Source organism: Mycobacterium sp. E735 (assembly GCF_001666955.1).
In the GTDB taxonomy this organism is placed as follows: Bacteria; Actinomycetota; Actinomycetes; order Mycobacteriales; family Mycobacteriaceae; genus Mycobacterium.
In genome coordinates, this window is record NZ_LZIX01000092.1 from 17,542 (window position 1) to 41,592 (window position 24,051).

Below are 24,051 nucleotides of genomic sequence, written 5' to 3' on the forward strand. Positions count from 1 at the left end.
GCGGTGGGCCGGGGGCCTGTGGTTCGATATACACCGAGCCTGACGGAAGCTAGATGGACCAGCAGCCAGCCTGCGCAATGGCCGAAACGAGTGGGGTGAAGATGGCCGAGGATGTGCGCGCCGAGATCGTGGCCAGCGTGCTCGAAGTCGTAGTCAACGAGGGTGACCAGATCGGCAAAGGCGATGTCGTGGTGCTGCTGGAGTCGATGAAGATGGAGATCCCGGTCCTGGCTGAGGTCGACGGCACGGTGAGCAAGGTGAGCGTCTCGGTGGGCGATGTCATCCAGGCGGGCGACCTGATTGCCGTGATCAGCTAAACCTTGAAGCCTTTCTTGTCCGCTGCCGGGGAATTGCCCGGGGAGTGAGCGATGTCGACTCTCGGTGACCTGCTTGCCGAACACACCGTGCTGCCCGGCAACGCCGTGGATCACCTGCACGCGGTGGTGGGGGAGTGGCAGCTGCTGGCGGACCTGTCCTTCGCCGACTACCTGATGTGGGTTCGCCGCGACGACGGCATGTTGGTGTGCGTGGCGCAGTGCCGGCCGAACACCGCGCCCACGGTGCTGCTGACCGACTCGGTCGGCAGCGTCGTCGCCGCCGACCGGCTGGCGCTCGTCGCCGAGACCTTCGATTCCGGCCTGGCGCAGCGGGATGGCGAAGCGGCGCAAGAGGATTCGTGGCTGCCCGGCCCGCACGTCGAGGCGTCCCCGGTGCGGTACGGGGGGCAGGTGGTGGCCGTGCTGACCCGGCATCAGACCGCCGTCGCGGCCGACCGCGCGTCCGGCCACCTGGAGACGGCCTACCGGGACTGCGCCCGGGATCTGGTCGCCATGCTCGCCGAGGGCACCTTCCCCGACGTGGGCGACGTGGTCATGTCGCGCTCCACGCCGCGGGCCGGCGACGGCTTCATCCGGTTGGACGTCAACGGCGTCGTCGCCTACGCCAGTCCCAACGCGGTTTCGGCCTACCACCGGATGGGCCTGACCACCGAGCTGGAGGGCCGCAACCTGGTCAAGGTCACGCGGCCGCTGGTCTCCGACCCGTTCGAGGCGCAGGAGCTGGCGGAGCACGTGCTCGACCTGCTGGCCGGCGGGCGCAGCATGCGCATGGAGGTGGACGCCGGCGGCGCCACGGTGCTGTTGCGCACGCTGCCGCTGGTGGTCGACGGCGCCAGCGCCGGCGCCGCGGTGCTGATCCGCGACGTCACGGAGGTGAAGCGCCGCGACCGGGCCCTGATCTCCAAGGACGCGACGATCCGGGAAATCCACCACCGGGTGAAGAACAACCTGCAGACGGTGGCGGCGCTGCTGCGGCTGCAGGCCCGCCGGACGGCCAACGCCGAAGGCCGGGAGGCCCTGATCGAGTCGGTGCGCCGGGTCTCGTCCATCGCCTTGGTGCACGACGCGCTGTCGATGTCGGTGGACGAGCAGGTCAACCTCGACGAGGTGATCGACCGGATCCTGCCGATCATGAACGACGTCGCGTCGGTCGACCGGCCGATCCGGATCAACCGGGTCGGCGACCTGGGCGTGCTGGACTCCGACCGCGCGACCGCCCTGATCATGGTGATCACCGAACTGGTTCAGAACGCGATCGAGCACGCTTTCGACCCCGCCGCCGAGGAGGGCTCGGTGACCATCCGCGCCGAGCGTTCGGCGCGCTGGCTCGACGTCGTCGTGCACGACGACGGCCGTGGTTTGCCGGAAGGCTTCAGCCTGGAGACGTCCGACAGCCTCGGCCTGCAGATCGTGCGGACGCTGGTGTCGGCCGAGCTGGACGGCACGCTGGGCATGCGTCAGGCCCCGTCCCGCGGCACCGACGTGGTGCTGCGGGTGCCCATCGGCCGGCGAACCCGATTGGTGTTGTAGGTGTGCGGCCGACACAACAGCGCGGCCCCGACTTTCGTCGAGGCCGCGCTGTGTGGTCTAAACCAGTCAGACTCCGCTACGGGCCTTCGTCCGGGCGTTGCGACGCTTGAGTGCGCGCCGCTCGTCTTCACTCATGCCGCCCCAGACGCCCGAATCCTGGCCGGTATTCAGGGCCCAGGAAAGGCAGTCTGTGGTTACCGGGCACCGATTGCAGACCAGTTTCGCGTCAGCGATCTGCGCGAGCGCCGGGCCGCTGTTCCCTACCGGGAAGAACAGCTCCGGGTCTTCGTCGCGACAGACCGCCTTGTGGCGCCAATCCATAAGTTGTTACTCCTCACTGAGTGCGCAGCAAGGCGCACGGCCAATTTTCTTCGGCTGTTAACGCGTGCACAAGAAAAGGGTCCGTACCCCTATCTAACTTTCTGCATGCAACCTTTCGATCGTTTCACAGGCCCAACAGAAGTCAATAGCGTGCGTTACCTCGTGGGCAATCTCACTTTGACCGTTCCGTAGCCGGGCCATTACTCCGTTGTACTACACTGACTGGCCGATCTCGGAGAAAATATTCACCGCCCGGCCCCTTGGCGCTTCGTTATCGCAGCTCAGAGTGATTTTTTAGCGGAGGCGCGACGACGGCCAGCGCGTCCGGGACCGCCCGGAACGTCATGCTTTCGCGCACGCCGAGGTAATCGCCGTCGAACTGGCAGGCGACCGGGCCCCCGGCCGAGGTCACCCGCAAACAGGGCACGTCGTCCTCGGTGACGAGGTGGTCGAACGCGAACTTGGGCCGTTTGGCGAACATCTGCCGCACGATGCGCAGCGTCGGGATCGTCTTCATGCTCTTCGGCGCGAACACTCCCAGGCCCGACTCGAAGGTGCAGCCGGGATTGGTCCATACCGGCCGATCGTTGGCGAACGTCCAGGGGCTGGAGTTGGAGACGAAGACGAAGCTCACCCCCGGGATGGGTTCGCGGCCGGGCAATTCGAGCTGCAGCATCGGCTCGCGGCGCGTGTAGCCCCACACGGCGGGCACCGCCGCGCGGATGTAGCGCCACGCCGTGACCTTGCCGCCCTTGTCGCGTTCGGCCTCGACCGCGGCGACCACCTCCGCGTCGACCCCCATCCCGGTGTTGAAGACCGCCCACCGCTCACCGCAGTCGATCAGCCCTATCCGGCGCCAGGTGTGGTGGCGGCGATAGTCGTCGATCAGCTGGATGAGCTGGTTGGTCGCGGCCACCGGGTCCCGCGAGATCCCCAGCGAGCGCGCCAGCACGTTCGCCGAACCGCCGGGAACCACCGCGACCGCAGGCACCGGGCCGGTGGGCCCGGAATTCGAGCCCGGACGGCCGAGCAGGCCGTTGACCACACCGCTGACCGTGCCGTCGCCGCCGTGCACCACGACCAGGTCGACGCCGTCCGCGACCGCCTTCTCCGCGAGTTCGGTGCCGTGACCTCGGTGGTGGGTGTGTTCGACGGTGAGCTCCAGGCGGCTCTTGAGCGCGTGCGCCAGCAGGTCGCGACCGGCCGGGGTCGTGGAGGTGGCGGTCGGGTTCACGATCAGCACGGCGCGCATGATGCACGAGCTTATGCGGGCCGGTTAAGGCCGTGCTGTGGGGAACTCCCCCCGCGGCGGGGTGACTACGCTGACGCGGGTGACAGTCTTCCGCCGCAACCCCGGGGCCGCCCCGGCCGCCGTGCGCGGCGCCGGGCTGCTCGTGGCGTTGCAGGGGGCGGCCGGGCTGGTCATGGCGGTGGTGCTGGTGGTGCGGGGTGCCGCCGGGGCAGATCAGCGCGTGGTCAACGGCCTGGGCACGGCGGTCTTCTTCGTCGTGGTCGGGGCCGTGGTGTTGGCTGCCGGACGTGCGCTCATCCTCGGCAAGCGCTGGGGGCGCGGGCTGGCCGTGATCACCCAGCTGCTGTTGCTCCCCGTGGCGTGGTACCTGGCGGTCGACTCGCACCGGCCCGGCTTCGGGATTCCCGCGGGGTGCGCGGCGCTGGCCGTGCTCGGCCTGCTCTTCAGCCCCGCCGGCGTGCGGTGGGCCGGTGGCGGCGATCAGCGCGACTCGGCCAGGTCGGCCAACCGCGGGCCCGACAGCCGGTAGGTGGTCCACTCGCTCTGCGGTTCACCGCCGACGCCGTCGTACAGGGCGATCGCGTCGGTGTTCCAATTCAGCACCGCCCAGGACAACCGCGTGTAGCCCTTGGCAAGGCATTCGGCCGCCAGCGTCGCCAGCAGCGCGCGCGCCAGGCCGCGACGGCGAAAGCGCGGATGCACGAACAGGTCTTCGAGGTAGATGCCGGCCGCGCCGTCCCAGGTGGAGAAGTTGAGAAACCACAGCGCCATCGCGGCGACCTCGCCGTCGGCTTCCGCGACGTGTCCGTGCAATATCGGGCTAGGGTCGAAAAGGGCTGCGGTGATTTGTTTTTCGGTGACGGTACATTGGTCGGCGGCATTTTCGAATTCGGCCAGCGCGCGAATCATTTCGATGATGGCGGCGGCGTCTTCGGGTTTGGCGCGGCGAATGGTCATCGCTTTACGTCCAATGCGTTGAGGATCGTGGCGAATTTCGTTGTGGTTTCCGCGACTTCCTCGTCGGGATCGGATTCGGCGACGATGCCGCCCCCGGAGCGGGCCAACGCGCTGCGCCGGTCCGCCGACAGCTGCGCGCAGCGGATGGCCACCACCCAGCGGCCGTCGCCCCGGGCGTCGCACCAGCCCGCCGCCCCCGCGTAGAACCCGCGGTCGCCTTCCAGCTCGGCGATGAGCTCGACCGCGGCCTTGGTGGGCACGCCGCCCACCGCGGGGGTGGGATGCAGCGCCAGTGCCAAATCGATTGCGGTGGTTGAGGTGTCGCGCAGGCGGCCGCTGATCGGCGTGCACAGGTGCCACACCGCCGCGGTGCGGCTCAACTCGGGCTCGGCGGCGATCGTCAGCTCGTCGCACAGCGGCTCCAGGGCGGCCCGGATCGTCTCGATCACCAGCTGGTGCTCGTGCCGGTCCTTGGCCGAGCCGGCCAGCGCGGCGCCGTTCGCCGCGTCGGCGTCCGGATCGGCCGCGCGGGGGGCCGACCCGGCGAACGGCCGGCAGGTGACCCGGTCGCCGGAGCGCGCCACCAGCAGTTCGGGGCTGGCGCCCACCAGCGCCGCCCCGGCGTAATCGTCGCCTGCGGCGGTCAGGTCGACCAGGTAGCCGTAGGCGGCCGGATCGGCGGCGATGAGGCGGCGCAGGATGACGCGCGCGTCCAGGGGGGCGTCGGCGACCAGCCGCAGCGCGCGGGACAGCACCACCTTGCTCAGCAGGCTGTCGGGCGCGGTGAGCTGATCGCGAGCCCGGACGATGCGGCGGCGGTAGGCGTCCGGCGGCGGGTCGGCGGCGGCGATGCGCACCGGCGGCAGCGGGCCCGTCGGCCAGTCCGGGGGGACGTCGGTGCGGCGCACGGCCTCGGGCGTCAGCAGCGCCGCGGGCCGGTCGACGTCAAAAGGCAACGCACCCAGCACTATTGGGGCCAACCCTGACCTCAGGGCGTCCTGCGCCGCCGCCACGTCGCGGTAGCGCTCGCGCACCCCCTCGGCGAGCAGGGTTTGCTTCGGTCCGCACAGCGCGAACGGCGGTTGGGTGCTCACCCGGGTTTGATCGCCTGTGGCTGGGCGGTCAGGCCGAGCGCGGCGAGCTGACGCACCCCGTGCTCGAATCCGCACACCGCGAGGGAGCCGGCGAGCATCCAGAAGCGGCTGCCCTCGACGAGCGGCAGCTCCACCCAGCGGGTGATGACCGAACGCGAGAAGTGGCTGTGCCCAACGAACACCACGTCGCGCGAGTCCATGTGCTCCAACGCGAATGTGACGGCCTCATCGGCGCGGGCGCTGACCTGCGCCACGCTCTCGCCGCCGGGGCAGCCGTGCGTCCAGACCAGCCAGTCGGGCACGGATTCCTGGATCTGCGGGGTCGTCAGCCCCTCGTAGGCCCCGTAATCCCATTCGGCGAGCAGGGGAGAGACCTCGTCGACGGCCAGCCCGGCGAGCTTGGCCGTGGTCAGGGCCCGGATGCGCGGGCTGCTGACCACCAACGGGTCGGTGAGGTTGAGTTCGCGCAGGACGCGGCCGGCGAGCTCGGCCTGGACGCGGCCGGTGTCGGTGAGCTCGAGGTCGGTTCGGCTGGTGTGCTGGCCGGATTTCGACCACTCGGTCTGGCCGTGGCGGAGCAGTACAAGTCGGTGGTTGTGCAGGCCCATATCGATCGATTCTGCCGGACGACACCCCGGGGCCCTCGGCCGCAGCGCGGGGCGATCGAACATGCCAGGATGGGCACTGTGACCGTGGCAACAAGGAGGGGCGGGCGCTAGTGAGAAAGACCCGGGTATTGGCGGTGGCCAACCAGAAGGGCGGCGTGGCCAAGACTACGACGGTTGCCTCGCTGGGGGCGGCGATGGTGGACGAGGGCCAGCGGGTGCTCCTGGTCGACCTGGATCCGCAGGGCTGCCTGACGTTCTCGCTGGGCCAGGATCCCGATAAGCTCCCGGTGTCGGTGCACGAGGTGCTGCTCGGTGAGGTCGAGCCGAACGCGGCGCTGGTCACGACGATGGAGGGCATGACGCTGCTGCCGGCCAACATCGACCTGGCCGGCGCCGAGGCGATGCTGTTGATGCGCGCCGGTCGCGAGTACGCGCTCAAGCGCGCGCTGGCCAAGGTCTCCGACGACTTCGACGTGGTCATCATCGACTGCCCGCCGTCGCTGGGGGTGCTCACCCTCAACGGGCTGACCGCCGCCGACGAGGTGATGGTGCCGCTGCAATGCGAAACGCTGGCGCACCGCGGCGTCGGCCAATTCCTGCGCACGGTCGCCGACGTCCAGCAGATCACGAACCCGGAACTGCGGCTGCTGGGCGCGTTGCCGACGCTGTACGACTCGCGGACCACCCACACCCGCGACGTTCTGATGGACGTCGCCGACCGCTACAACATGCCGGTGCTGGCCCCGCCGATCCCGCGGACGGTGCGCTTCGCCGAGGCCAGCGCCTCGGGCTCGTCGGTGATGTCCGGCCGCAAGAACAAGGGCTCGTCGGCCTACGGGGAGCTGGCGAAGGCGTTGCTCAAGCACTGGAAGACCGGCAAACCGCTGCCGACGTTCGCCGTCGAGGTCTAGTGGCTTTGATTGTGCGCGTCCGGCTTTGAGCGATGCGCCGCGCGCTTCGAGTGTGCGCCGATGGCGCGGCGCGACGGCGTGTCGCCGCCCAGAGCGCACTCGCGATGCCGTGAGCGCACACGCGTCGTCAGCCCAGGGCCACCACGGTGTCGCCGCGCTGCTCGAACACCCGGGGGCCCGCGACGGCCGGAACCACGGCCCGCCCGGGCACACTGGGCGCCCGGTTCACCGGGATGTAGCGCTCGCTGGCGCCGCTGACGGGGTCGTAGACACCGATCGCGCCGGTGACCGGGACCAGCAGGCGGCCGGCCATCATCGCGCCCGGCCCCAATGGCGCGGTCGTGTCGCCCGCGGCGATGGTGTAGCGCAGCGTCAGGTTGCCCGTCTCGAAGACCATGACGGAATCGCCTGTCCACCAAGTGATCAGGCTGCCCGCGTGCGAGACCGCCCCCGGGCCCGACGGGGCTTTGGGCAGCAGGTTGCTCGACACGGTGGTGCCGGTTTCGTCGATCACGTCGACCCGCGGCCGCGGGGAGGGCAGGTACACCGCGGTGTTGTTCTCCCACACGGTGAGCACCCGGGCGCCGGAGTCCGCCCTCACCCCGGGTTCGGCGACGATGCGTTGTTGGGGTTCGTCGTCGTCCTTGCCCGGCCGTAACAGCACCAACCGCAGGTCGGCCTCGTTCACGCAGCTTTCCAGCACCGACACCGCCGACGAGCTCGCCGCCGCCGACACCAGCTTGCAGCCGGAATGCAGGCCGCGTGCCGAGGGCTTCACCCGGGCGTCGGTCTCGCCGTAGGCCACCATGCGGACCATGTCCGAGCGCCAGAGCTCCAGCCGGGTGTCACCGGTCGACAACACCGTGGTGCCGTCTGAGGACAGCTGCACGCGCGGGTCGGCGTAACCGCTGCGGGCCGGCCCGCGGCGACCGGTGGACCCGTCGAGCGTGCTCACCTGCCCGCACCCGCGGTCGTCCCGATAAACGGCGACGGCGAAGTGATAGACCCAGGAGACCCCGCACAGGTCGGTGTCGCGCTGATAGCTCCACAGGGACTGGCCGGCACCGGGATCGCGCCCGTCGACCCGGCGGCCGTCGCCGGTGATGACCGTCCCGCCAACCGTTACCGGTGCGGTGGTGGCCGGGCTCGCCGCGGTCCACAGCTCCTTGAGCGCGGTCGGCACCTGGCGGGCGGGGTTCTGGTTAGGCGCAGGAACCCCGGCCGGCCGGCTGACGGTGGCCCGGGCGTCGCTGGTCCACCAGATCAGGCCAGCGACGACGGCGACGACGGCCGCGATGGCGACGGCGGCCACGACATCGCCCTTGGTCCGGCGTTCGGGTCTGACCATCTCCTCGGCGCGGGGCTCAGTTGGCGTGCGCGCCGGCTTCGGCGGGCTTGCGGCGCCGACGGCGACGCCGGCTGCTCCCGGACTTGCCGGACGCCTCCGCGGCGGCTTCGCCGCTGGCGCCGCCGGCCGCGGCGTTGCCGTCGGGGTGCCCGGTGACGGGCTGGCCGCCGCGGGTCCGTCGCCGTGGCGCGCCCGACCGGGCACGCCCCGTCCGCTCCGCCTTCTGGCCGTCACGCTCGCTGCTGCGGCGTTGGCCCTGCGGCTTCTTCGGGGTGCCGACGGTGCCGGCCGCCCCGCCGGGGATGCCCAGCTCCTCGTAGAGGTGCGGTGAGTTCGAGTAGGTCTCGGCGGGCTCGGGGTTCTCCAGACCCAGCGCCTTGTCGATCATCGACCAGCGGGGCAGCTCGTCCCAGTCCACCAGGGTGACCGCGATACCGGTCTTGCCGGCGCGGCCGGTGCGGCCGATCCGGTGCACGTAGGCCTGTTCGTCCTCGGGGATCTGGTAGTTGATGACGTGGGTGATGTCGTCGATGTCGATGCCGCGGGCGGCGACGTCGGTGGCCACCAGCACGTCGATGTCGCCGGTGCGGAAGGCCTTGAGCGCCTTCTCGCGGGCGATCTGCCCCAGGTCGCCGTGCACGGCGCCGACCTTGAAGCCGCGCTCGGCCAATTCGTCGGCGACCTTCTGCGCGGTGCGCTTGGTGCGGGTGAAGATCATCGTCGCGCCGCGGCCCTCGGCCTGCAGCACGCGGCTGACCAGCTCCACCTTGTCCAGCGCGTGGGCCCGGTAGACGAACTGCTCGGTGGTGTCGTGCGTGGCCGCCGAGTGCGGCGCCTCAGCCCGGATGTGGGTGGGCTGGTTCATGAAGGTGCGGGCCAGGGTGATGATCGGGCCCGGCATGGTGGCAGAGAACAGCATGGATTGCCGGTCCTCGGGGATCTGGCGCAGGATGCGCTCGATGTCGGGCAAAAAGCCCAGGTCGAGCATCTCGTCGGCCTCGTCGAGCACCAGCACCGACAGCCCGCCCAGCTGCAGGTGGCCCTGCTGGGCCAGGTCGAGCAGCCGACCCGGGGTGCCCACCACGACGTCGGCGCCGGCCCGCAGCGCCTCAATCTGCGGCTCGTAGGCGCGACCTCCGTAGATGGAGATCACGGAGAGCCGGCGGCCGCCCTCGGCCGTCAGGTACTTGGCCGCGGTGGCCAGGTCCTCGGTGACCTGCAGGCAGAGCTCGCGGGTCGGCACCACGATCAGGGCGCGCGGTGTGCCGTTGAGCTCCCGCACGCCGACTCCGGACGTGATGCGGTTCAGCAGCGGGACGCCGAACGCGAAGGTCTTGCCCATGCCGGTGCGGGCCTGGCCGATCAGGTCGTCGCCGGCGAGCGCCAGCGGCAGGGTCAGCTCTTGGATCGCGAACGGGCGCTCGATGCCCTTCTCCGCGAGGGCGCGGACGATTTCGTCGCGGACGCCGAGGCTGGCAAAGGTCATTTCAGTTGTGCTGTCGAGTGTGCTCATGCGTGGGTAGTAAGCCTTTCGGTGACATATCCGGTTGTGTCGGTGTTTCTCTGTCGCGGTCACGCGCGCACGAGTTCCGACTCCGAATACGTCGCCGAGTCGCGGGCCCCTGCTCAAATCGGTGGGCCAGCTGTGCACGCACATTTCGCCGATAGCGGCTTGGGAAGAAATACAGCCGCTATCTACGTACATGATAGCCGGTCGACGGCTGGCTCCCTTTTTGCGCCGGGTCAGCCGACTACAGTGTTGCCATGACCCGGCCCCCTTGCGAGCCCTCGGAAGCAGACCTGGACGCCGATCAGGCGGACGATTCGCCCGCCCCCCGGTTGTCGGCCGACCACCCGGGCGTCAACGAGTTGTTCGCGGTCCTGGCATACGGCGAGATCGCCGCGTTCTACCGGCTCACCGACGAGGCGCGGATGGCGCCTGACCTGCGCGGGCGGATCTCGATGGCGAGCATGGCCGCGGCCGAGATGCAGCACTACGAGCTGCTGCGCGACGCCCTGGAGCGCCGCGGCGTCGATGTGGTTCCGGCGATGTCGAAGTACGTCTCGGCGCTGGAGAACTACCACCGGCTGACGATGCCCAGCACCTGGCTGGAGGCCTTGGTGAAGACCTATGTCGGCGACGCCCTGGCCGCCGACTTGTATCTGGAGATCGCCGACGGGCTGCCCGACGAGATCGCCGGCGTGGTGCGGGCGGCGCTGTCGGAGACCGGGCACTCGCAGTTCGTGGTCGCCGAGGTGCGCGCCGCGGTGACGGCCAGCGGCAAGCAACGCAGCCGGCTGGCGTTGTGGTCGCGTCGGCTGTTCGGCGAGGCGCTCACGCAGGCCCAGTACCTGCTGGCCGACCACGACGAGCTGGTCGACCTGGTGATGTCAGGCGCCGGCGGCCTGGGCCAGCTCAACGCGTTCTTCGACCGGCTGCAGCAGACGCACGACCGGCGGATGCACGAGCTGGGCCTGAGCTGACGCCCGCCCGTGATCGCGAGCGCGGCGTAGCCGGGTCAAGGCGTCGGGCTCAGCGGGTGCAGGTCGCCAGGCTCGAGTTGGTGGTCGACGCGGCCACCAGTTGGCCGGCGGCGTTGACGATCGAGCAATTCAGCCGGCCGTAGAAGCTGGTGGCGACCACCGACGGGGTCTGAACGCCGGGGTTCAGGATCACCGCTTTGGTCCACGGCAGCGACACGTTGAACTCGGTCTGGGATGCGCCGCTGCCATCCGTGTAGACGATGTTCACCAGGTCCAGCAGCTGCTTGGTGCCGGTCACGCTGTAGACGACCGTGCGCGGGTTCAGCGCGGCGGGCGGCGGCGTCAGGGTCAGGGGCGGCGCCGCGGTGGGCGTTCCCGTCGGCGCCAGGCTCGGCGCGGCGCTGGGCGTCGTCACGGTGGTGACCGTCTCGGGCGGCAGTGGGGTGTTCGAGGGGCTGGGCTGCGCGCTGGGCGGGGCGGAGCTCCTCGTCGTGGCGGGCGCGGACGTCACCGGTTGGGGGGCCGGCGCCACGGTGGCTTTGGTCGAGGCGCTGTCGCCGCTGTTGATGATCACGGCGGTGGCGATCGCGCCGACGGCCACCACCGCGCCGATGATCGCCGTGAGGGGCCGCCAGCGCAGCTCGGTAGGCCAGCCGGTCCAGGTGTAGTCGCCCTCGGGGTAGGCCTCCGCGCCGTAGAGCTCGTCGGTCTCGTCGTCGGGGTAATCCCGCACCCTGTCGAGGTCGGCCAGTGTGGTACCCATGTTGCCGAAGTTAGCGATGTGAAAACACGGATCGCCCCTCCAACCCGGTTCTGGACCCAGCTGCAAGCGAATCGTTACCGCCCCGCGACCATCGTTTCGCTCAGCGCGAACCCCGCGGTGGGGGCTGTCTCGGATGCGGGCCCGCCGCGTCCACTAGCCTGCAGCTGACAGGTCTGTCGACTTCAATGCCTACGGAAGGGGTGACCGTGGAGGTCAAGATCGGTATTACGGACAGTCCGCGCGAGCTCGTCATCGCCAGCGCGCAGACGCCGGCCGAAGTCGAAGAGCTGGTCAGCGCCGCGCTGAGCGAGGCGGGCCTGCTGAGACTGAACGACGAGCGGGGACGTCGCTTCCTGGTTCACACCAGCAAGATCGCCTACGTCGAGATCGGTCCCGCGGACGGGCGCCGGGTCGGCTTCGGCATCGGCGCCGAGGTCACCAAACTCCCCGGCAAGGGCGCTAAAGGCGAGTAAGGGGCACGTGGGATAGCCCGCCCCAGGCGAACTGCACGGTGCCTTCGACGGCGTCCGCCTTGGAGATCGGGCGGTCGGAGTCGAGCCAGTAGCGGGCGCAGTCGACGCTGATGCCGACGAGGCCCACCGCGATCATCCGGGCGCGGTGCGGGTCCAGGCCCGAGTCCTCGCTGATCAACGCGAATACCGCGTCGATGCAGGATTCGGTGGCGACCCGCACCTGCGCGGCCACCTCGGGTTCGGTGACGTAGTCGTTCTCGAAGATCAGCCGGTAACCCTGGCTGTCGTGCTCGATGAAGTCGAAGAACGCCTGGACCGCCGCGTGCAGCCGGCGTCGGTTGTCGGTGGTGGTGTTCAAAGCCTGCTGCACGCCCGAGACCAGGTTCTCCACGTGCCGGGCCAGCACGGCCAGATACAACTCGAGCTTGCTCGAGAAGTGTTGATACAGAACCGGTTTGCTGACGCCCGCGCGGTCGGCGATCTCGTCCATGCCGGCGGCGTGGTAGCCGCGATCGACGAAGACGTCGCTGGCGACGATGAGCAATTGACCGCGGCGCTCATCGCGGGGCAATCGGTTGCCGCGCCGGCTCGAAGCCGCAATGCCGTCCCCGGGCCGACTGCGGTCGGCCGACCTCACGGCGCGCCGCGCCGCGGGTTTGGCGAGTTCGCTCATCGAGTCCTCATCTGATGCGTTGGCAACCGGCCGCCGGCACTGGAGGGCCGGCCGCGCGCGGCTCGTGGCACAGACATTACTACCCGCGCCGTTCCGGCGATCGTCGTCGCCGCCGTCGTCGCTGGCAGAAAGCGGTGTCGGGCGGTGCATTCGGGCGCGCCAAGGACGGCGCCGGTGCCGACTGTGTAATCCTGGGGAAATGACTTCCCAGCGGCCCTCGCGCGGCACCGGTCGCGTCCCGGTGCTGCGCGACGAGTGGCGGGAACCCCTGCGCGCCCTGCGCGACCCGATCGCCCGCGACGGCGGACGCACCCGCGCCGACCGGGAGCGGCCGCGCCAGTGGCGCAAGCAGACATGGCTGGGACGGTTCGTCTCCACCTACGGCTGGCGCGCGTACGCGTTGCCCGCGCTGTCGGTGCTCACCGCGGTCGTCGTCTACCAGACGATGACCGGCACCGCCGCGACGAAGCCCACGGCCAACCAGCCCATCCAGAGTCCGCAGGCGATGGAGGCCGTGGGCACCTCGATCATCGACGCGCCGCCGCGCGGGCTCGCCGCGTTCGATGCCAACCTGCCGGCCGGGACGCTGCCGGACGGCGGCCCGTTCACCGAAGCGGGCGAGAAGACGTGGCACATCGTCCCCGGCACGACGCCGCAGATCGGCCAGGGCACCGTCAGGGTGTTTCGGTACACCGTGGAGGTGGAGGACGGCATCGACCCCACAATGTTCGGCGGCGACAACGCTTTTGCCCAGATGGTCGACCAGACCCTCGCCAATCCCAAGGGCTGGACGCACAACCCGCAATTCGCGTTCATCCGGATCGACAACGGCAAGCCCGACTTTCGGATCTCCCTGGTGTCCCCGGTGACGGTCCGCGAGGGCTGCGGATACGAATTCCGTCTGGAAACCTCGTGCTACAACCCGTCCTTCGGCCAGGACCGGCAGTCGCGAGTCTTCATCAACGAGGCGCGCTGGGTGCGCGGAGCCGTCCCCTTCGAGGGGGACATCGGCTCCTACCGCCAATACGTGATCAATCACGAGGTCGGCCACGCCATCGGATACGTCCGCCACGAACCGTGCGAGCAGCAGGGCGCTTTGGCGCCGGTGATGATGCAGCAGACGTTCTCCACGTCCAATGACGATGCGGCCAAGTTCGACCCGGACTTCGTCAAGGCCGACGGGAAGACCTGCCGATTCAACCCCTGGCCGTTCCCGATCGCCTAGCCCGGTGACGATGCGCGCCGGGCAGCGGCGTGAGGAGGAGGCGGGCGGTCAAACCCAGCCCGGTGACGATGCGCGCCGGGCTGCGGCGGGTTGAATTCATTGCCGTCCACCACGGCGGCTGCTGTGATGGTGGTGGACGACAAACCGCGTTCGCGAGACCGAATAGGAGGATGTCCGGCCGTGTCGACGCCGCAGACAGCGCTGCCGCCCCTAGTGGAGCCGGCTGGCGAGCTCACCCGCGATGAGGTGGCCCGCTACAGCCGCCATCTGATCATTCCGGGCCTCGGCGTCGACGGGCAGAAGCGGCTGAAGAACGCTCGCGTGCTGGTGATCGGCGCCGGTGGGCTCGGCGCGCCGACGCTGCTGTACCTGGCCGCGGCCGGGGTCGGCACGATCGGCGTCGTCGACTTCGACGTCGTCGACGAGTCCAACCTGCAGCGCCAGATCATCCACGGCGTCGCCGACGTCGGACGCCCCAAGGCCCGGTCAGCGCGCGAGTCGATCGAAGCGATCAACCCGTTGGTTCGGGTGCGGCTGCACGAGTTGCGGCTGGATTCGAGCAACGCCGTCGACCTGTTCGGGCAATACGACCTGATCATGGACGGCACCGACAACTTCGCCACCCGCTACCTGGTCAACGACGCCGCCGTGCTTGCGGGCAAGCCGTACGTCTGGGGGTCCATCTACCGCTTCGAGGGCCAGGTGTCGGTGTTCTGGGAGGACGCGCCCGGCGGGCGGGGCCTCAACTACCGCGACCTCTACCCGGAACCGCCGCCGCCCGGCACGGTGCCGTCGTGCGCGGAGGGCGGCGTGCTCGGCATCGTGTGCGCCTCCGTCGCGTCGGTGATGAGCACCGAGGCGATCAAACTCATCACCGGGATGGGCGAATCGCTGCTGGGCCGGCTCATGATCTACGACGCGCTCGAAATGTCCTACCGCACCATCACGATCCGCAAGGACCCGGCCGCGCCCGCGATCACCGGACTGGTCGACTACGAGGAGTTCTGCGGCGGGGCGCCCGGTGACCTCGCCGCGGAGTCGACGATCACCCCGCGTGAGTTGCGCGCGTTGCTGGACTCCGGCACGAAGCTGGCGCTGATCGACGTCCGCGAGCAGGTCGAGTGGGAGATCAATCACATCGATGGCGCCCAGCTGATCCCGCAGTCGTCGATCGACTCGGGTGAGGGTCTGGCAAAGCTGCCGCACGACCGCATCCCGGTGCTGTATTGCAAGACGGGGGTGCGTTCGGCCGAGGCGCTGGCGGCGGTGAAGAAGGCCGGATTCGCCGACGCCGTGCATCTGCAGGGCGGCATCGTGGCGTGGGCGCAGCAAATGCAACCCGACATGGTGATGTACTGACCCGATACGGCAGGTGGCCTCGTCTAGGCTACCCGTGTGAATGTCGAGCCACCGCCGGAGCATGTGCTGGCGGCGTTTGGTTTGGCCGGTGTCAAGCCCGTCTATCTGGGGGCTAGCTGGGAAGGCGGCTGGCGCTGCGGCGAGGTCGTCCTGTCGCTGGTGGCCGACCACGCCCGGGCGGCTTGGTCGGCCCGGGTGCGCGAGACGTTGTTCGTCGACGGCGTCCGGCTGGCCCGCCCGGTCCGCTCGACGGACGGACGGTACGTCGTTTCGGGGTGGCGGGCGGACACTTTCGTCGCCGGCACGCCCGAACCGCGGCACGACGAGGTGGTCTCGGCGGCGGTGCGCCTGCACGAGGCGACCGGCAAACTGGAGCGTCCCCGATTCCTGACGCAGGGCCCCACCGCGCCGTGGGGCGACGTGGACATCTTCATCGCCGCCGACCGCGCCGCCTGGGAGGAACGGCCGTTGGCCTCGGTGCCCCCTGGCGCGCGGACCGCCCCGCCGACGGCCGACGCCGAGCGGTCGGTGGAGCTGATCAATCAGCTGGCCACCCTGCGCCGGCCGACCAAGAGCCCGAACCAGCTGGTGCACGGAGACCTTTACGGCACAGTGCTTTTCGTTGGCACCGCCGCCCCGGGGATCACCGACATCACGCCGTACTGGCGTCCCGCGTCGTGGGCGGCCGGTGTCGTTGTCGTCGACGCCCTGTCCTGGGGCGAGGCCGACGACGGACTTATCGAACGCTGGAACGCGTTGCCGGAGTGGCCGCAGATGTTGTTGCGGGCCTTGATGTTTCGCCTCGCCGTCCATGCGCTGCACCCACGGTCGACCGCCGAGGCCTTTCCCGGCCTGGCCCGCACCGCGGCGCTGGTCCGGCTGATCCTTTAGCGCCCGAAGTCGTGGCGCACCTCGCGCAGCGCGATCTTGCCGTCGGTGGCCAGCACCCCTTCGGCGCGCAGCAGCTCGAGCTGCCGGGTGGTCAGATGACGCGCGGGGCGCCCGGAGGCGGTGATCACCCGGTGCCACGGCAGGTCCGAGGAGTCGGTCCGCATGATCCAGCCGACGATGCGCGGGCTGGAAAGACCTGCGACGTCGGCGATGTCGCCATAGGTGGCGACCCTGCCCGACGGGATCGCCGCGACCAGCGCGCGCACCCGCTCGACCTGCTCCTCGGTCACCGGCGCCACGGTCAGCGCGCCTCGAGCAACTCGCGCGTCAGCGCGGCGACTTCCCCGGGCGCGGCGTAGGGGACCATGTGGTTGCAGTCGAAATCAAGCAGCCGGAAATCCGGTCCCAACCGATCGTGCAGCCCGGCGATCAGTCGGTCGCTGACGTATGGCGGCGAGGTGCGCTTCGCGCGCACCAGGATCGTCGGCGTTCCGGCCGGCGGGAACACGATGTCCCGGGCCAGCTCGCTCCAGTACGACATCATCGCCGGCAGGCTGACGCGCCAGCCGTACCGGCCGCGCGGCAGCGCGATCAGATGCTCGCCGATCTCGGCGTCCAGCAGCGCCGGGTCGACGTCCGACCAGGAGCCGTGCACCTTCTCCAGGCGCGCCTCCTCGGCGTCGGGGTAGTCGGGCGAGGCCAACATCGCGTCCGCGATCTGGCGCATCCACTCGCCGTCCAGCCCGACCGCCGGGTCGAGCAGCAGCAGCGCCGCCACCAGGTCCGGTCGTGCCGCGGCCAGCTGCGTGGCGAGGCCGCCCCCGAAGGAGTGGCCCACCACCAGCGCCGGCGCCTCGGCCTGGTCGTCGAGCAGCGCGGCCATCGCCGCGACGTTGGCGTCGATGGTCCACGGCGCCGCCCAGGTCGACCTGCCGTGGCCGATCAGATCCGGTGCGGCGAAAGTGATTTCGGGGAGCAGGCCGGCCAGCTGCTGCCAGCGCCGTCCGTGGCCGGTCAACCCGTGCAGCGCCAGCACTCGCACCGGTCCCGCCGGGCCGTAGCGGTGCACATGGAGATCAGCGGTCACGCGTCGATCGTGCCAGCCGCCGTCACGAGAGCTCGCGGGCGGTCGGCTCAGCGTCCGTCTTCCCACTCGTCCTCGGTGGGGACGATGTAGGCCTGCTCGATCACATCGGCCTCGTTCGCCTCGCGATCGGCCACGGTCAGGTATTCGGTGTCCAGGCCGGATTCGTCGTCGACGTCGACCGGTTGCAGTTGTTCCGCGGCGTCACCTTCGGGCGCTTCGTCGCTGGGAAAGACGTCCGTCACGATGTCTACCTCCTCAACCGTTCGTCGGGCTGTTCGCGGCCTCCAGCGTAGGGGCCCGCGGCCGCGCGGGTCGGGCCGACTTGTCAGACCCTGGTGATTCCATGCAGCCATGTCGTTCACCTGGGACCCCGAGGCGCTTGCCCTGCTGGCGCCCGGCGTGCGCGGGCCGGTCCGGGTGCTGGGCGGGCCCGGCACCGGCAAGAGCAGTCTGCTCATCGAGGCCGCGGTCGCCCAGATAGACGCCGGCCTGGCCCCCGAATCGGTTCTGCTGCTTACCGGTTCGGGCCGGCTGGGGATGCGGGCGCGCAGCACGCTGACGACGGCCCTGCTGCGTCCGCGCTCCGCGGGGCCCGGCCGGGCCGCCGTGCGCGAACCGCTCGTCCGCACCGTGCACGGCTACGCGTACGCGGTGCTGCGCCGAGCCGCCGAGCGGGCCGGCGATGCGCCGCCGCGGCTGGTCACCAGCGCCGAACAGGACGCCATCATCCGGGAGCTGCTGGCCGGCGACCTCGAGGACGGGCCGCGCGCGGCGGTGGCGTGGCCCGCCCATCTGCGGCCCGCGCTGGCCACCGCGGGCTTCGCCACCGAACTGCGAAACATGTTGGCGCGCTGCGCCGAACGGGGTGTGGACCCGCAGGAGCTGGAGCGGCTGGGCCGTCGGTGCCGGCGTCCGGAATGGACCGCCGCCGGCCGGTTCGCGCGCCAGTACGAGCAGGTGATGCTGCTGCGGGCGGCGGTCGGCACCGCGGCGCCGCAGGCGACGACGCCGGCGCTGGGGGCCGCCGAACTGGTGGGTGCCGCCCTGGAAGCCTTCGCGGTCGATCCCGAGCTGCTGGCGGCCGAGCGGGGCCGGGTGCGGGTATTGCTGGTCGACGACGCCCAGCAGCTCGACCCGCAGGCGGCCCGGCTGGTCCGGGTGCTCGCGGCGGGCGCGGAGCTGGCGTTGATCGCCGGGGATGCCAATCAGGCGGTGTTCGGTTTTCGGGGCGGTGAATCCGCCGGGCTGTTGGACGGGGATTCGCCGTCGGTCACGTTGACGGCCTCGCATCGCTGCGCCCCGGCGGTGGCCCGCGCGGTCACCGGCATCGCGCGCCGGCTGCCCGGCGGCAGCGCAGGCAGGCGGATCGAGGGCACCGGGCCTGAGCAGGGGTCGGTCAACGTGCGCCTGGCCGCCTCCGCGCACGCGGAGGCGGCGATGATCGCGGACGCGCTGCGCCGGGCGCACCTGCTCGACGGCGTGCCGTGGTCGCGGATGGCGGTCATCGTCCGTTCGGTGCCGCGGGCCGGCGCCCGCTTGCCGCGCGCGCTGGCCGCCGCCGGGGTGCCGGTGGCCGCACCGGCGGCAAGCGGGTCGCTGTCCGACGAGCCTGCGGCCCGCGCTCTGCTTACCGTCCTGGCGGCCACCGCCGACGGGCTCGACGGCGACTGGGCCCTCGCGCTGCTGACCGGTCCGATCGGCCGAGTCGACCCGGTCTCGCTGCGGCAGCTGCGCCGAACGCTGCAGCGCGCCAACGCCGATCGCGCGCCGCGCGATTTCGCGGACCTGCTGGCCGACGCGCTGTCCGGCGCCGCGCCACTTTCGGGGCCGCAGCTTCGCCCGGTGCAGCGGGTGCGCGCGGTGCTGGACGCGGCCGCGCGCTGCCATCGTGCGGGCCAAGACCCGCGCTACACCCTCTGGGCGGCGTGGCAGCGTTGCGGCCTGCAGCGTCGCTGGCTGTCGGCGGCCGAGCGCGGCGGGCCCGCCGGCGCGCAGGCCGCCCGGGACCTGGAGGCGGTGACGGCGTTGTTCGACATCACCGACCAGTACGTGTCCCGGACCTCGGGCGCGTCGCTGCGCGGGCTCGTCGACCACGTCGGCGCGCTGCACCTGCCGAGCGTGAACCAGGAGCCGGTGTCGACGGTGGAGCAGGTGCGGGTGCTCAGCGCGCACGCCGCCCTGGGCCACGAATGGGACATGGTCGTCATCGCCGGGTTGCAGGAGGGGTTGTGGCCCAACACCGTCCCGCGTGGCGGGGTCCTGGCCACCCAGCGACTGCTGGACGTGCTGGACGGCGTCGCCGAGGAGGCGTCGGTGCGGGCGCCGCTGCTGGCCGAGGAGAGGCGGCTGCTGGTCGCCGCGATGGGCCGGGCCCGCCGGCGATTGTTGGTGACCGCCGTGGACAGCGATTCCGGGGGCGCGGATCAAGAGGCCGCGCTGCCGTCGGTGTTTTTCCACGAGCTCGCGCAGTGGGCCGACGGCAACGCCGATTCGGTTGGCGTGCAACCCATCGCGGCGCCACGGGTGTTGTCCGCTGCGGCGTTGGTGGGCCGGCTGCGCGGTGTCGTGTGCGCGCCCGACGGGGCGGTCGACGACGCCGCCCGCGCCTGTGCGGCAACGCAATTGGCGCGGCTCGCCCGGGCCGGCGTGCCGGGCGCCGACCCGGCCGGCTGGCACGGCCTGACCCCGGTCAGCATCAGCGAACCGCTGCACGGCGAAGGTGATGCCGTCACCCTGACCCCGTCGACCCTGCAGACGCTCAACGACTGCCCGCTGCGGTGGCTGGCCGAACGGCACGGTGGCACCAACCCGCGCGATCTGCGCTCGACCATTGGTTCGGTGGTGCACGCCCTGGTCGCCGAATCACGCAAAAGCGCAACGGAATTGCTGGCCGAACTGGACCGCGCCTGGCGCCACCTGCCCTTCGAGGCGGAGTGGCATTCGGCCAACGAGCTGGCGCGGCACCGCGCGATGATCGAGGCCTTCGTCGAGTGGCGGGCGCAGACCCGCGGAGCGCTGACCGAGGTCGGCGTCGAGGTCGAGATCGACGGAACCCTGGCCGCGTCCCGCGATGGCGGTGGCGAAGTCCGGCTGCGCGGCCGGGTCGACCGGTTGGAGCGCGACGCCGCCGGCCGCCTGGTGATCGTCGACGTCAAGACCGGTAAGACGCCGGTCAGCAAGGACGACGCCCAGCAGCACGCCCAGCTCGCGATGTATCAGTTGGCGGTCGCCGAGGGCATGGTGGCGGCCGGCGAGGAGCCGGGCGGCGCGCGGCTCGTCTACGTCGGCAAGGCCGGGGCCTGCGGCGCGACGGAGCGCGAACAGGATCCGTTGACCCCGGCCGCCCGCGACGAATGGCGCCGGCTGGTGGTCCGCGCGGCCGAGGCGACCGCCGGGCCCCGGTTCATCGCCCGGCGCAACGACGGTTGCTCGCATTGCCCGGTACGGCCCTCGTGCCCGGCCCACGCGGACGGGGCGGAACGGTGAACGCACGGTACAGCCCGGCCGAATTGGCCCGAGCGCTGGGGCTTTTCCCGCCCACCGACGAGCAGGCCGCCGTCATCGCGGCCCCGCCCGGCCCGCTGGTCGTGATCGCCGGCGCCGGCGCGGGCAAAACCGAGACCATGGCCGCGCGGGTGGTCTGGCTCGTCGCCAACGGCTACGCCGAACCCGGCCAGGTCCTCGGGTTGACGTTCACCCGTAAGGCCGCCGGCCAGTTGCTGCGCCGCGTGCGCTCCCGCCTCGCCCGGCTGGCCGGCGTCGGCGCCCCCGACGGTGCGGCTGCCGCGGAACCGGCGGGCAACCCGACGGTCAGCACCTACCACGCCTTCGCCGGTTCCCTGATCCGCGATTACGGGCTGCTGCTGCCCATCGAGCCCGACACCCGGCTGCTCGGCGAGACCGAGCTGTGGCAGCTGGCCTTCGACGTCGTCAGCCGCTACCGCGGGGAGCTGCACACCGACAAGACCCCCGCCGCGGTGACGTCGATGGTGCTGCGGCTGTGGGGTCAGCTGGCCGAACACCTGGTCGACACCCGGCTGCTCGGCGATACCCACGTGGAGCTGGAGCGGCTGATCCACACCCTGCCCGCGGGCCCCTATCAGCGCGACCGCGGCCCCAGCCAGTGGTTGCGACGGTTGTCGGACACCCAGACCCAGCGAGCCGAGCTGGGGCCGCTGCTCGACGCTTTGGGCGAGCGGATGCGGGCCGCCAAGGCGATGGACTTCGGCGTGCAGATGGCCTGCGCCGCACGGCTGGCGGCGGACTACCCGCGGGTCGGCGAGGAACTGCGCGGCCGCTACCGCGTGGTGCTACTCGACGAGTACCAGGACACCGGGCACGCGCAGCGGGTCGCCCTGTCGGCGTTGTTCGGCGGCGGTGTCGACGACGGGCTGGCGCTGACCGCCGTCGGCGACCCGATTCAGTCGATCTACGGTTGGCGCGGCGCCTCGGCGACCAACCTGCCACGCTTCACCACCGACTTCCCGCTGTCCGACGGCACACCGGCGCCGGTCCTGGAGCTGCGGACCAGCTGGCGCAACCCGCCGAGCACCCTGCGGCTGGCCAACGCGATCTCGGCGGAGGCGCGCCGCAGGTCCGTCGCGGTGCACGCGCTGCGGCCGCGCCCGGACGCGCCGGCCGGGACCGTCCGCTGCGCATTGCTGCCCGATGTGCAGGCCGAGCGGGAGTGGATCGCCGACGAGCTCGCCGCCCGGTACCGGGGGGCCGACGGCGGGAACCCGCCGACCGCCGCGGTCCTGGTGCGCCGCAACGCCGACGCCGCGCCCATCGCCGATGCGCTGCGCGCCCGGGGTGTCCCGGTCGAGGTCGTCGGGTTGGCCGGGCTGCTGTCGGTGCCGGAGGTCGCCGACGTCGTGGCCATGCTGCGGCTCGTGGCCGACCCGACCGCGGGCGCGGCGGCGATGCGGGTGCTCACGGGTCCGCGCTGGCGCCTCGGCGGCCGCGACGTGGCCGCGCTGTGGCGGCGCGCCCGGACGCTGTGCGACGGCGGGGGCGGGGCCGTCGCGCCGGAAGCGATCGCGATGGCGGCCGGCCCGGACGCCGACACCGCCTGCCTCGCGGACGCCATCGCGGATCCCGGCCCGGCGGAGTGCTATTCGGCCGCGGGGTATCAGCGCATCACCGCGCTGGGCGCCGAACTGCGCGCGCTGCGGGGCCACCTGCGCCATGCGCTGCCGGACCTTCTCGCCGAGGTGCGCCGGGTGCTCGGCGTCGACTGTGACGTCCGCGCCGCGGCGGGGGCGCAGTCCGGCTGGACCGGCACCGAACACCTGGACGCGTTCGCCGACGTCGTCGCCGGCTACGCCGAACGAGCGGACGCGGCCGACCGTTCGGCGACGGCGTCGGTGTCGGGGCTGTTGGCCTTCCTGGATGTGGCCGAGTCGGTCGAAAACGGCTTGCCGCCCGCCCCGTTGGTGGCCGCGCGCGATCGCGTGCAGGTGCTCACGGTGCACTCCGCGAAGGGGCTGGAGTGGCAGGTGGTCGCGGTGGCGCACCTGTCGGGCGGGATCTTTCCGTCGACCGCGTCCCGGAGCACCTGGCTCACCGACGCGGCGGAGCTGCCGCCGCTGCTGCGGGGCGACCGCGCCTCGACGGGCGCACTGGGCATCCCGGTGCTCGACACCTCGGATGTCACCAACCGAAAGCAGCTGTCCGACAAGATCTCCGAACATCGCCGACAACTGGAGCAGCGCCGCGTCGACGAGGAGCGGAGGCTGCTCTATGTCGCCATCACCCGCGCCGAGGACACCCTGCTGGTGTCCGGCCACCACTGGGGCGCCACGGGGATCAAACCGCGCGGGCCCTCGGATTTCCTGTCCGAAATCAAGGACGTCATCGACCGTTCGGCCTCGGCCGGTGACCCCTGCGGGGTGGTGGATCAATGGGCGCCCAGCCCGGCCGACGGTGACCGGAACCCGTTGCGCGACAACACCGTCGAGGCCGTCTGGCCCGCCGATCCGCTGGCCGGCCGACGCGGTGATGTCGAGCGCGGTGCGGCGTTGGTGACCCGGGTGATGTCGAGCGACACCGGTGACGAAGGCGCCGACGTCGAGGGTTGGACCGCCGACGTCGACGCGCTGCTCGCCGAACGGGCGCGGGTGGCCCAACCGCCGTCCGGCGAGCTGCCCAGCCAGCTGTCGGTCAGCGGCCTGGTCGACCTGGCCCGCGACCCCGCGGCCGCGGCGCAGCGGCTGCGGTATCGGCTGCCGACGCGGCCCGACCCGCACGCGTTGCTGGGCAACGCGTTTCACGCGTGGGTCCAGCAGTTCTACGGCGCCGAGTGCCTGTTCGACCTCGCGGACCTGCCCGGTGCGGCGGATTCCGACGTCGGCGACACCCGGGAGTTGGCCGCGTTGCAGGCCGCGTTCACCGAATCGCCGTGGGCTGCGCGCACTCCGGTCGCCGTCGAGGTGCCCTTCGAGATGCCGATCGGCGACACCCTGGTGCGCGGGCGCATCGACGCGGTGTTCGCCGACCCCGACGGCGGCGCAACGGTCGTCGACTGGAAGACCGGAGAACCGCCGCACGGACCCGAAGCCATGCGGCAGGCCGCCGTCCAACTCGCCGTCTACCGCTTGGCGTGGGCCGCCCTGTCCGGTGTCCCGGCATCGTCGGTGCGCACGGCCTTCTATTACGTGCGCGCCCGCGCCACGGTCGCCCCCGACGATCTGCCCGCCCCCGCCGAACTGGCCGGGCTGCTGGCCGAGCCGGCCGTC

Annotated in this window: 23 protein-coding genes; 11 read left to right on the forward strand and 12 right to left on the reverse strand. The window is 71.3% G+C overall.

Going from position 1 to position 24,051, the window contains the following annotated elements:
* The first annotated feature begins 101 nt into the window (after window positions 1-101).
* Window positions 102-317 carry a biotin/lipoyl-binding carrier protein gene (locus A5704_RS07470; protein ID WP_044512934.1) on the forward strand — a complete coding sequence of 72 codons (216 nt, stop codon included), beginning with the start codon at window positions 102-104 and terminating at the stop codon, window positions 315-317.
* A 51-nt stretch (window positions 318-368) separates the two neighbouring features.
* Window positions 369-1,868 (forward strand): sensor histidine kinase, encoded by a 1,500-nt coding sequence (locus A5704_RS07475; RefSeq protein ID WP_067757269.1) that lies wholly within the window; start codon window positions 369-371, stop codon window positions 1,866-1,868.
* Between the two features lie 66 nt (window positions 1,869-1,934).
* Here A5704_RS07475 and whiB1 read toward each other — a convergent pair whose 3' ends face one another.
* Window positions 1,935-2,189 carry a transcriptional regulator WhiB1 gene (gene whiB1, locus A5704_RS27485; protein ID WP_007168139.1) on the reverse strand — a complete coding sequence of 85 codons (255 nt, stop codon included), beginning with the start codon at window positions 2,187-2,189 and terminating at the stop codon, window positions 1,935-1,937.
* Between the two features lie 271 nt (window positions 2,190-2,460).
* On the reverse strand, window positions 2,461-3,441 hold the full coding sequence (locus A5704_RS07480; RefSeq protein WP_067757272.1) for a diacylglycerol kinase family protein: 981 nt from the start codon (window positions 3,439-3,441) through the stop codon (window positions 2,461-2,463).
* A gap of 79 nt (window positions 3,442-3,520) precedes the next feature.
* Here A5704_RS07480 and A5704_RS07485 point away from each other — a divergent pair, with 79 nt between their 5' ends.
* Window positions 3,521-3,970 (forward strand): hypothetical protein, encoded by a 450-nt coding sequence (locus tag A5704_RS07485; RefSeq protein WP_156675542.1) that lies wholly within the window; start codon window positions 3,521-3,523, stop codon window positions 3,968-3,970.
* Here the strand turns inward: A5704_RS07485 and A5704_RS07490 are convergent.
* From A5704_RS07490 to A5704_RS07500, 3 genes are read right to left on the reverse strand one after another with little or no spacing between them, the layout of a single operon-like run.
* Window positions 3,922-4,398 (reverse strand): GNAT family N-acetyltransferase, encoded by a 477-nt coding sequence (locus tag A5704_RS07490; RefSeq protein ID WP_067888230.1) that lies wholly within the window; start codon window positions 4,396-4,398, stop codon window positions 3,922-3,924. The two genes, A5704_RS07485 and A5704_RS07490, sit on opposite strands and share 49 nt — an antisense overlap.
* A complete protein-coding gene (locus A5704_RS07495) occupies window positions 4,395-5,492 on the reverse strand; it encodes an isochorismate synthase MenF (protein WP_067757278.1) in 1,098 nt (365 codons plus the stop codon). Before A5704_RS07495 ends, A5704_RS07490 begins: the two co-directional genes overlap by 4 nt.
* Entirely contained in the window at window positions 5,489-6,100 is a 612-nt protein-coding gene (locus A5704_RS07500; protein WP_067757281.1) for an acid phosphatase, read from the reverse strand. The genes A5704_RS07495 and A5704_RS07500 overlap by 4 nt, the downstream gene beginning before the upstream one ends.
* 110 nt (window positions 6,101-6,210) lie before the next feature.
* Here A5704_RS07500 and A5704_RS07505 point away from each other — a divergent pair, with 110 nt between their 5' ends.
* Window positions 6,211-7,011 carry a ParA family protein gene (locus A5704_RS07505; protein WP_067757284.1) on the forward strand — a complete coding sequence of 267 codons (801 nt, stop codon included), beginning with the start codon at window positions 6,211-6,213 and terminating at the stop codon, window positions 7,009-7,011.
* A gap of 127 nt (window positions 7,012-7,138) precedes the next feature.
* Here the strand turns inward: A5704_RS07505 and A5704_RS07510 are convergent, their stop codons facing one another.
* Together A5704_RS07510 and A5704_RS07515 are read right to left on the reverse strand one after the other, a co-directional pair.
* A complete protein-coding gene (locus A5704_RS07510; RefSeq protein WP_067888233.1) occupies window positions 7,139-8,359 on the reverse strand; it encodes a hypothetical protein in 1,221 nt (406 codons plus the stop codon).
* A gap of 16 nt (window positions 8,360-8,375) precedes the next feature.
* On the reverse strand, window positions 8,376-9,872 hold the full coding sequence (locus A5704_RS07515; protein ID WP_067782332.1) for a DEAD/DEAH box helicase: 1,497 nt from the start codon (window positions 9,870-9,872) through the stop codon (window positions 8,376-8,378).
* Window positions 9,873-10,123: 251 nt separating this feature from the next.
* Here A5704_RS07515 and A5704_RS07520 point away from each other — a divergent pair, with 251 nt between their 5' ends.
* Window positions 10,124-10,843: a ferritin-like fold-containing protein gene (locus A5704_RS07520; RefSeq protein WP_067757306.1), complete on the forward strand. Its 720-nt coding sequence runs from the start codon at window positions 10,124-10,126 to the stop codon at window positions 10,841-10,843.
* A 49-nt stretch (window positions 10,844-10,892) separates the two neighbouring features.
* Here the strand turns inward: A5704_RS07520 and A5704_RS07525 are convergent, their stop codons facing one another.
* Window positions 10,893-11,606 (reverse strand): MmpS family transport accessory protein, encoded by a 714-nt coding sequence (locus A5704_RS07525; protein ID WP_067888237.1) that lies wholly within the window; start codon window positions 11,604-11,606, stop codon window positions 10,893-10,895.
* Between the two features lie 206 nt (window positions 11,607-11,812).
* Here A5704_RS07525 and A5704_RS07530 point away from each other — a divergent pair, with 206 nt between their 5' ends.
* Window positions 11,813-12,079, forward strand: coding sequence for a DUF3107 domain-containing protein (locus tag A5704_RS07530; RefSeq protein ID WP_067782352.1), 267 nt, complete (start codon window positions 11,813-11,815; stop codon window positions 12,077-12,079).
* On the opposite strand, the gene A5704_RS07535 is transcribed toward A5704_RS07530, so the two are convergent.
* Window positions 12,066-12,752 carry a TetR/AcrR family transcriptional regulator gene (locus A5704_RS07535; protein WP_067782337.1) on the reverse strand — a complete coding sequence of 229 codons (687 nt, stop codon included), beginning with the start codon at window positions 12,750-12,752 and terminating at the stop codon, window positions 12,066-12,068. The genes A5704_RS07530 and A5704_RS07535 overlap by 14 nt on opposite strands.
* A gap of 199 nt (window positions 12,753-12,951) precedes the next feature.
* Between A5704_RS07535 and A5704_RS07540 the strand changes: the two genes are divergently transcribed.
* The 3 genes from A5704_RS07540 to A5704_RS07550 all read left to right on the forward strand — a co-directional run bounded on the left by A5704_RS07540 (window position 12,952) and on the right by A5704_RS07550 (window position 16,227).
* A complete protein-coding gene (locus A5704_RS07540) occupies window positions 12,952-13,977 on the forward strand; it encodes a DUF3152 domain-containing protein (protein WP_156670169.1) in 1,026 nt (341 codons plus the stop codon).
* 180 nt (window positions 13,978-14,157) lie between these two features.
* The gene (gene moeZ / locus A5704_RS07545) at window positions 14,158-15,336 is read left to right on the forward strand and encodes an adenylyltransferase/sulfurtransferase MoeZ (RefSeq protein ID WP_067782340.1); all 1,179 of its coding nucleotides are present in this window, start codon (window positions 14,158-14,160) and stop codon (window positions 15,334-15,336) included.
* Between the two features lie 36 nt (window positions 15,337-15,372).
* On the forward strand, window positions 15,373-16,227 hold the full coding sequence (locus tag A5704_RS07550; protein ID WP_067782343.1) for a TIGR02569 family protein: 855 nt from the start codon (window positions 15,373-15,375) through the stop codon (window positions 16,225-16,227).
* Here the strand turns inward: A5704_RS07550 and A5704_RS07555 are convergent.
* The 3 genes from A5704_RS07555 to A5704_RS07565 are packed head-to-tail and all read right to left on the reverse strand — an operon-like array spanning window position 16,224 to window position 17,556.
* Entirely contained in the window at window positions 16,224-16,526 is a 303-nt protein-coding gene (locus tag A5704_RS07555) for an MGMT family protein (protein ID WP_067757330.1), read from the reverse strand. The two genes, A5704_RS07550 and A5704_RS07555, sit on opposite strands and share 4 nt — an antisense overlap.
* Before the next feature lie 2 nt (window positions 16,527-16,528).
* Window positions 16,529-17,314 carry an alpha/beta fold hydrolase gene (locus tag A5704_RS07560; RefSeq protein ID WP_067888240.1) on the reverse strand — a complete coding sequence of 262 codons (786 nt, stop codon included), beginning with the start codon at window positions 17,312-17,314 and terminating at the stop codon, window positions 16,529-16,531.
* Window positions 17,315-17,361: 47 nt separating this feature from the next.
* Window positions 17,362-17,556 carry a hypothetical protein gene (locus A5704_RS07565; protein WP_067757337.1) on the reverse strand — a complete coding sequence of 65 codons (195 nt, stop codon included), beginning with the start codon at window positions 17,554-17,556 and terminating at the stop codon, window positions 17,362-17,364.
* Window positions 17,557-17,665: 109 nt separating this feature from the next.
* Here A5704_RS07565 and A5704_RS07570 point away from each other — a divergent pair, with 109 nt between their 5' ends.
* Both A5704_RS07570 and A5704_RS07575 read left to right on the forward strand, forming a co-directional pair.
* Window positions 17,666-20,800, forward strand: coding sequence for an ATP-dependent DNA helicase (locus tag A5704_RS07570; protein ID WP_067888242.1), 3,135 nt, complete (start codon window positions 17,666-17,668; stop codon window positions 20,798-20,800).
* The coding region (locus A5704_RS07575) for an ATP-dependent DNA helicase (RefSeq protein WP_067888246.1) at window positions 20,797-24,051 on the forward strand (3,255 nt) is incomplete at its 3' end. The genes A5704_RS07570 and A5704_RS07575, both read left to right, overlap by 4 nt.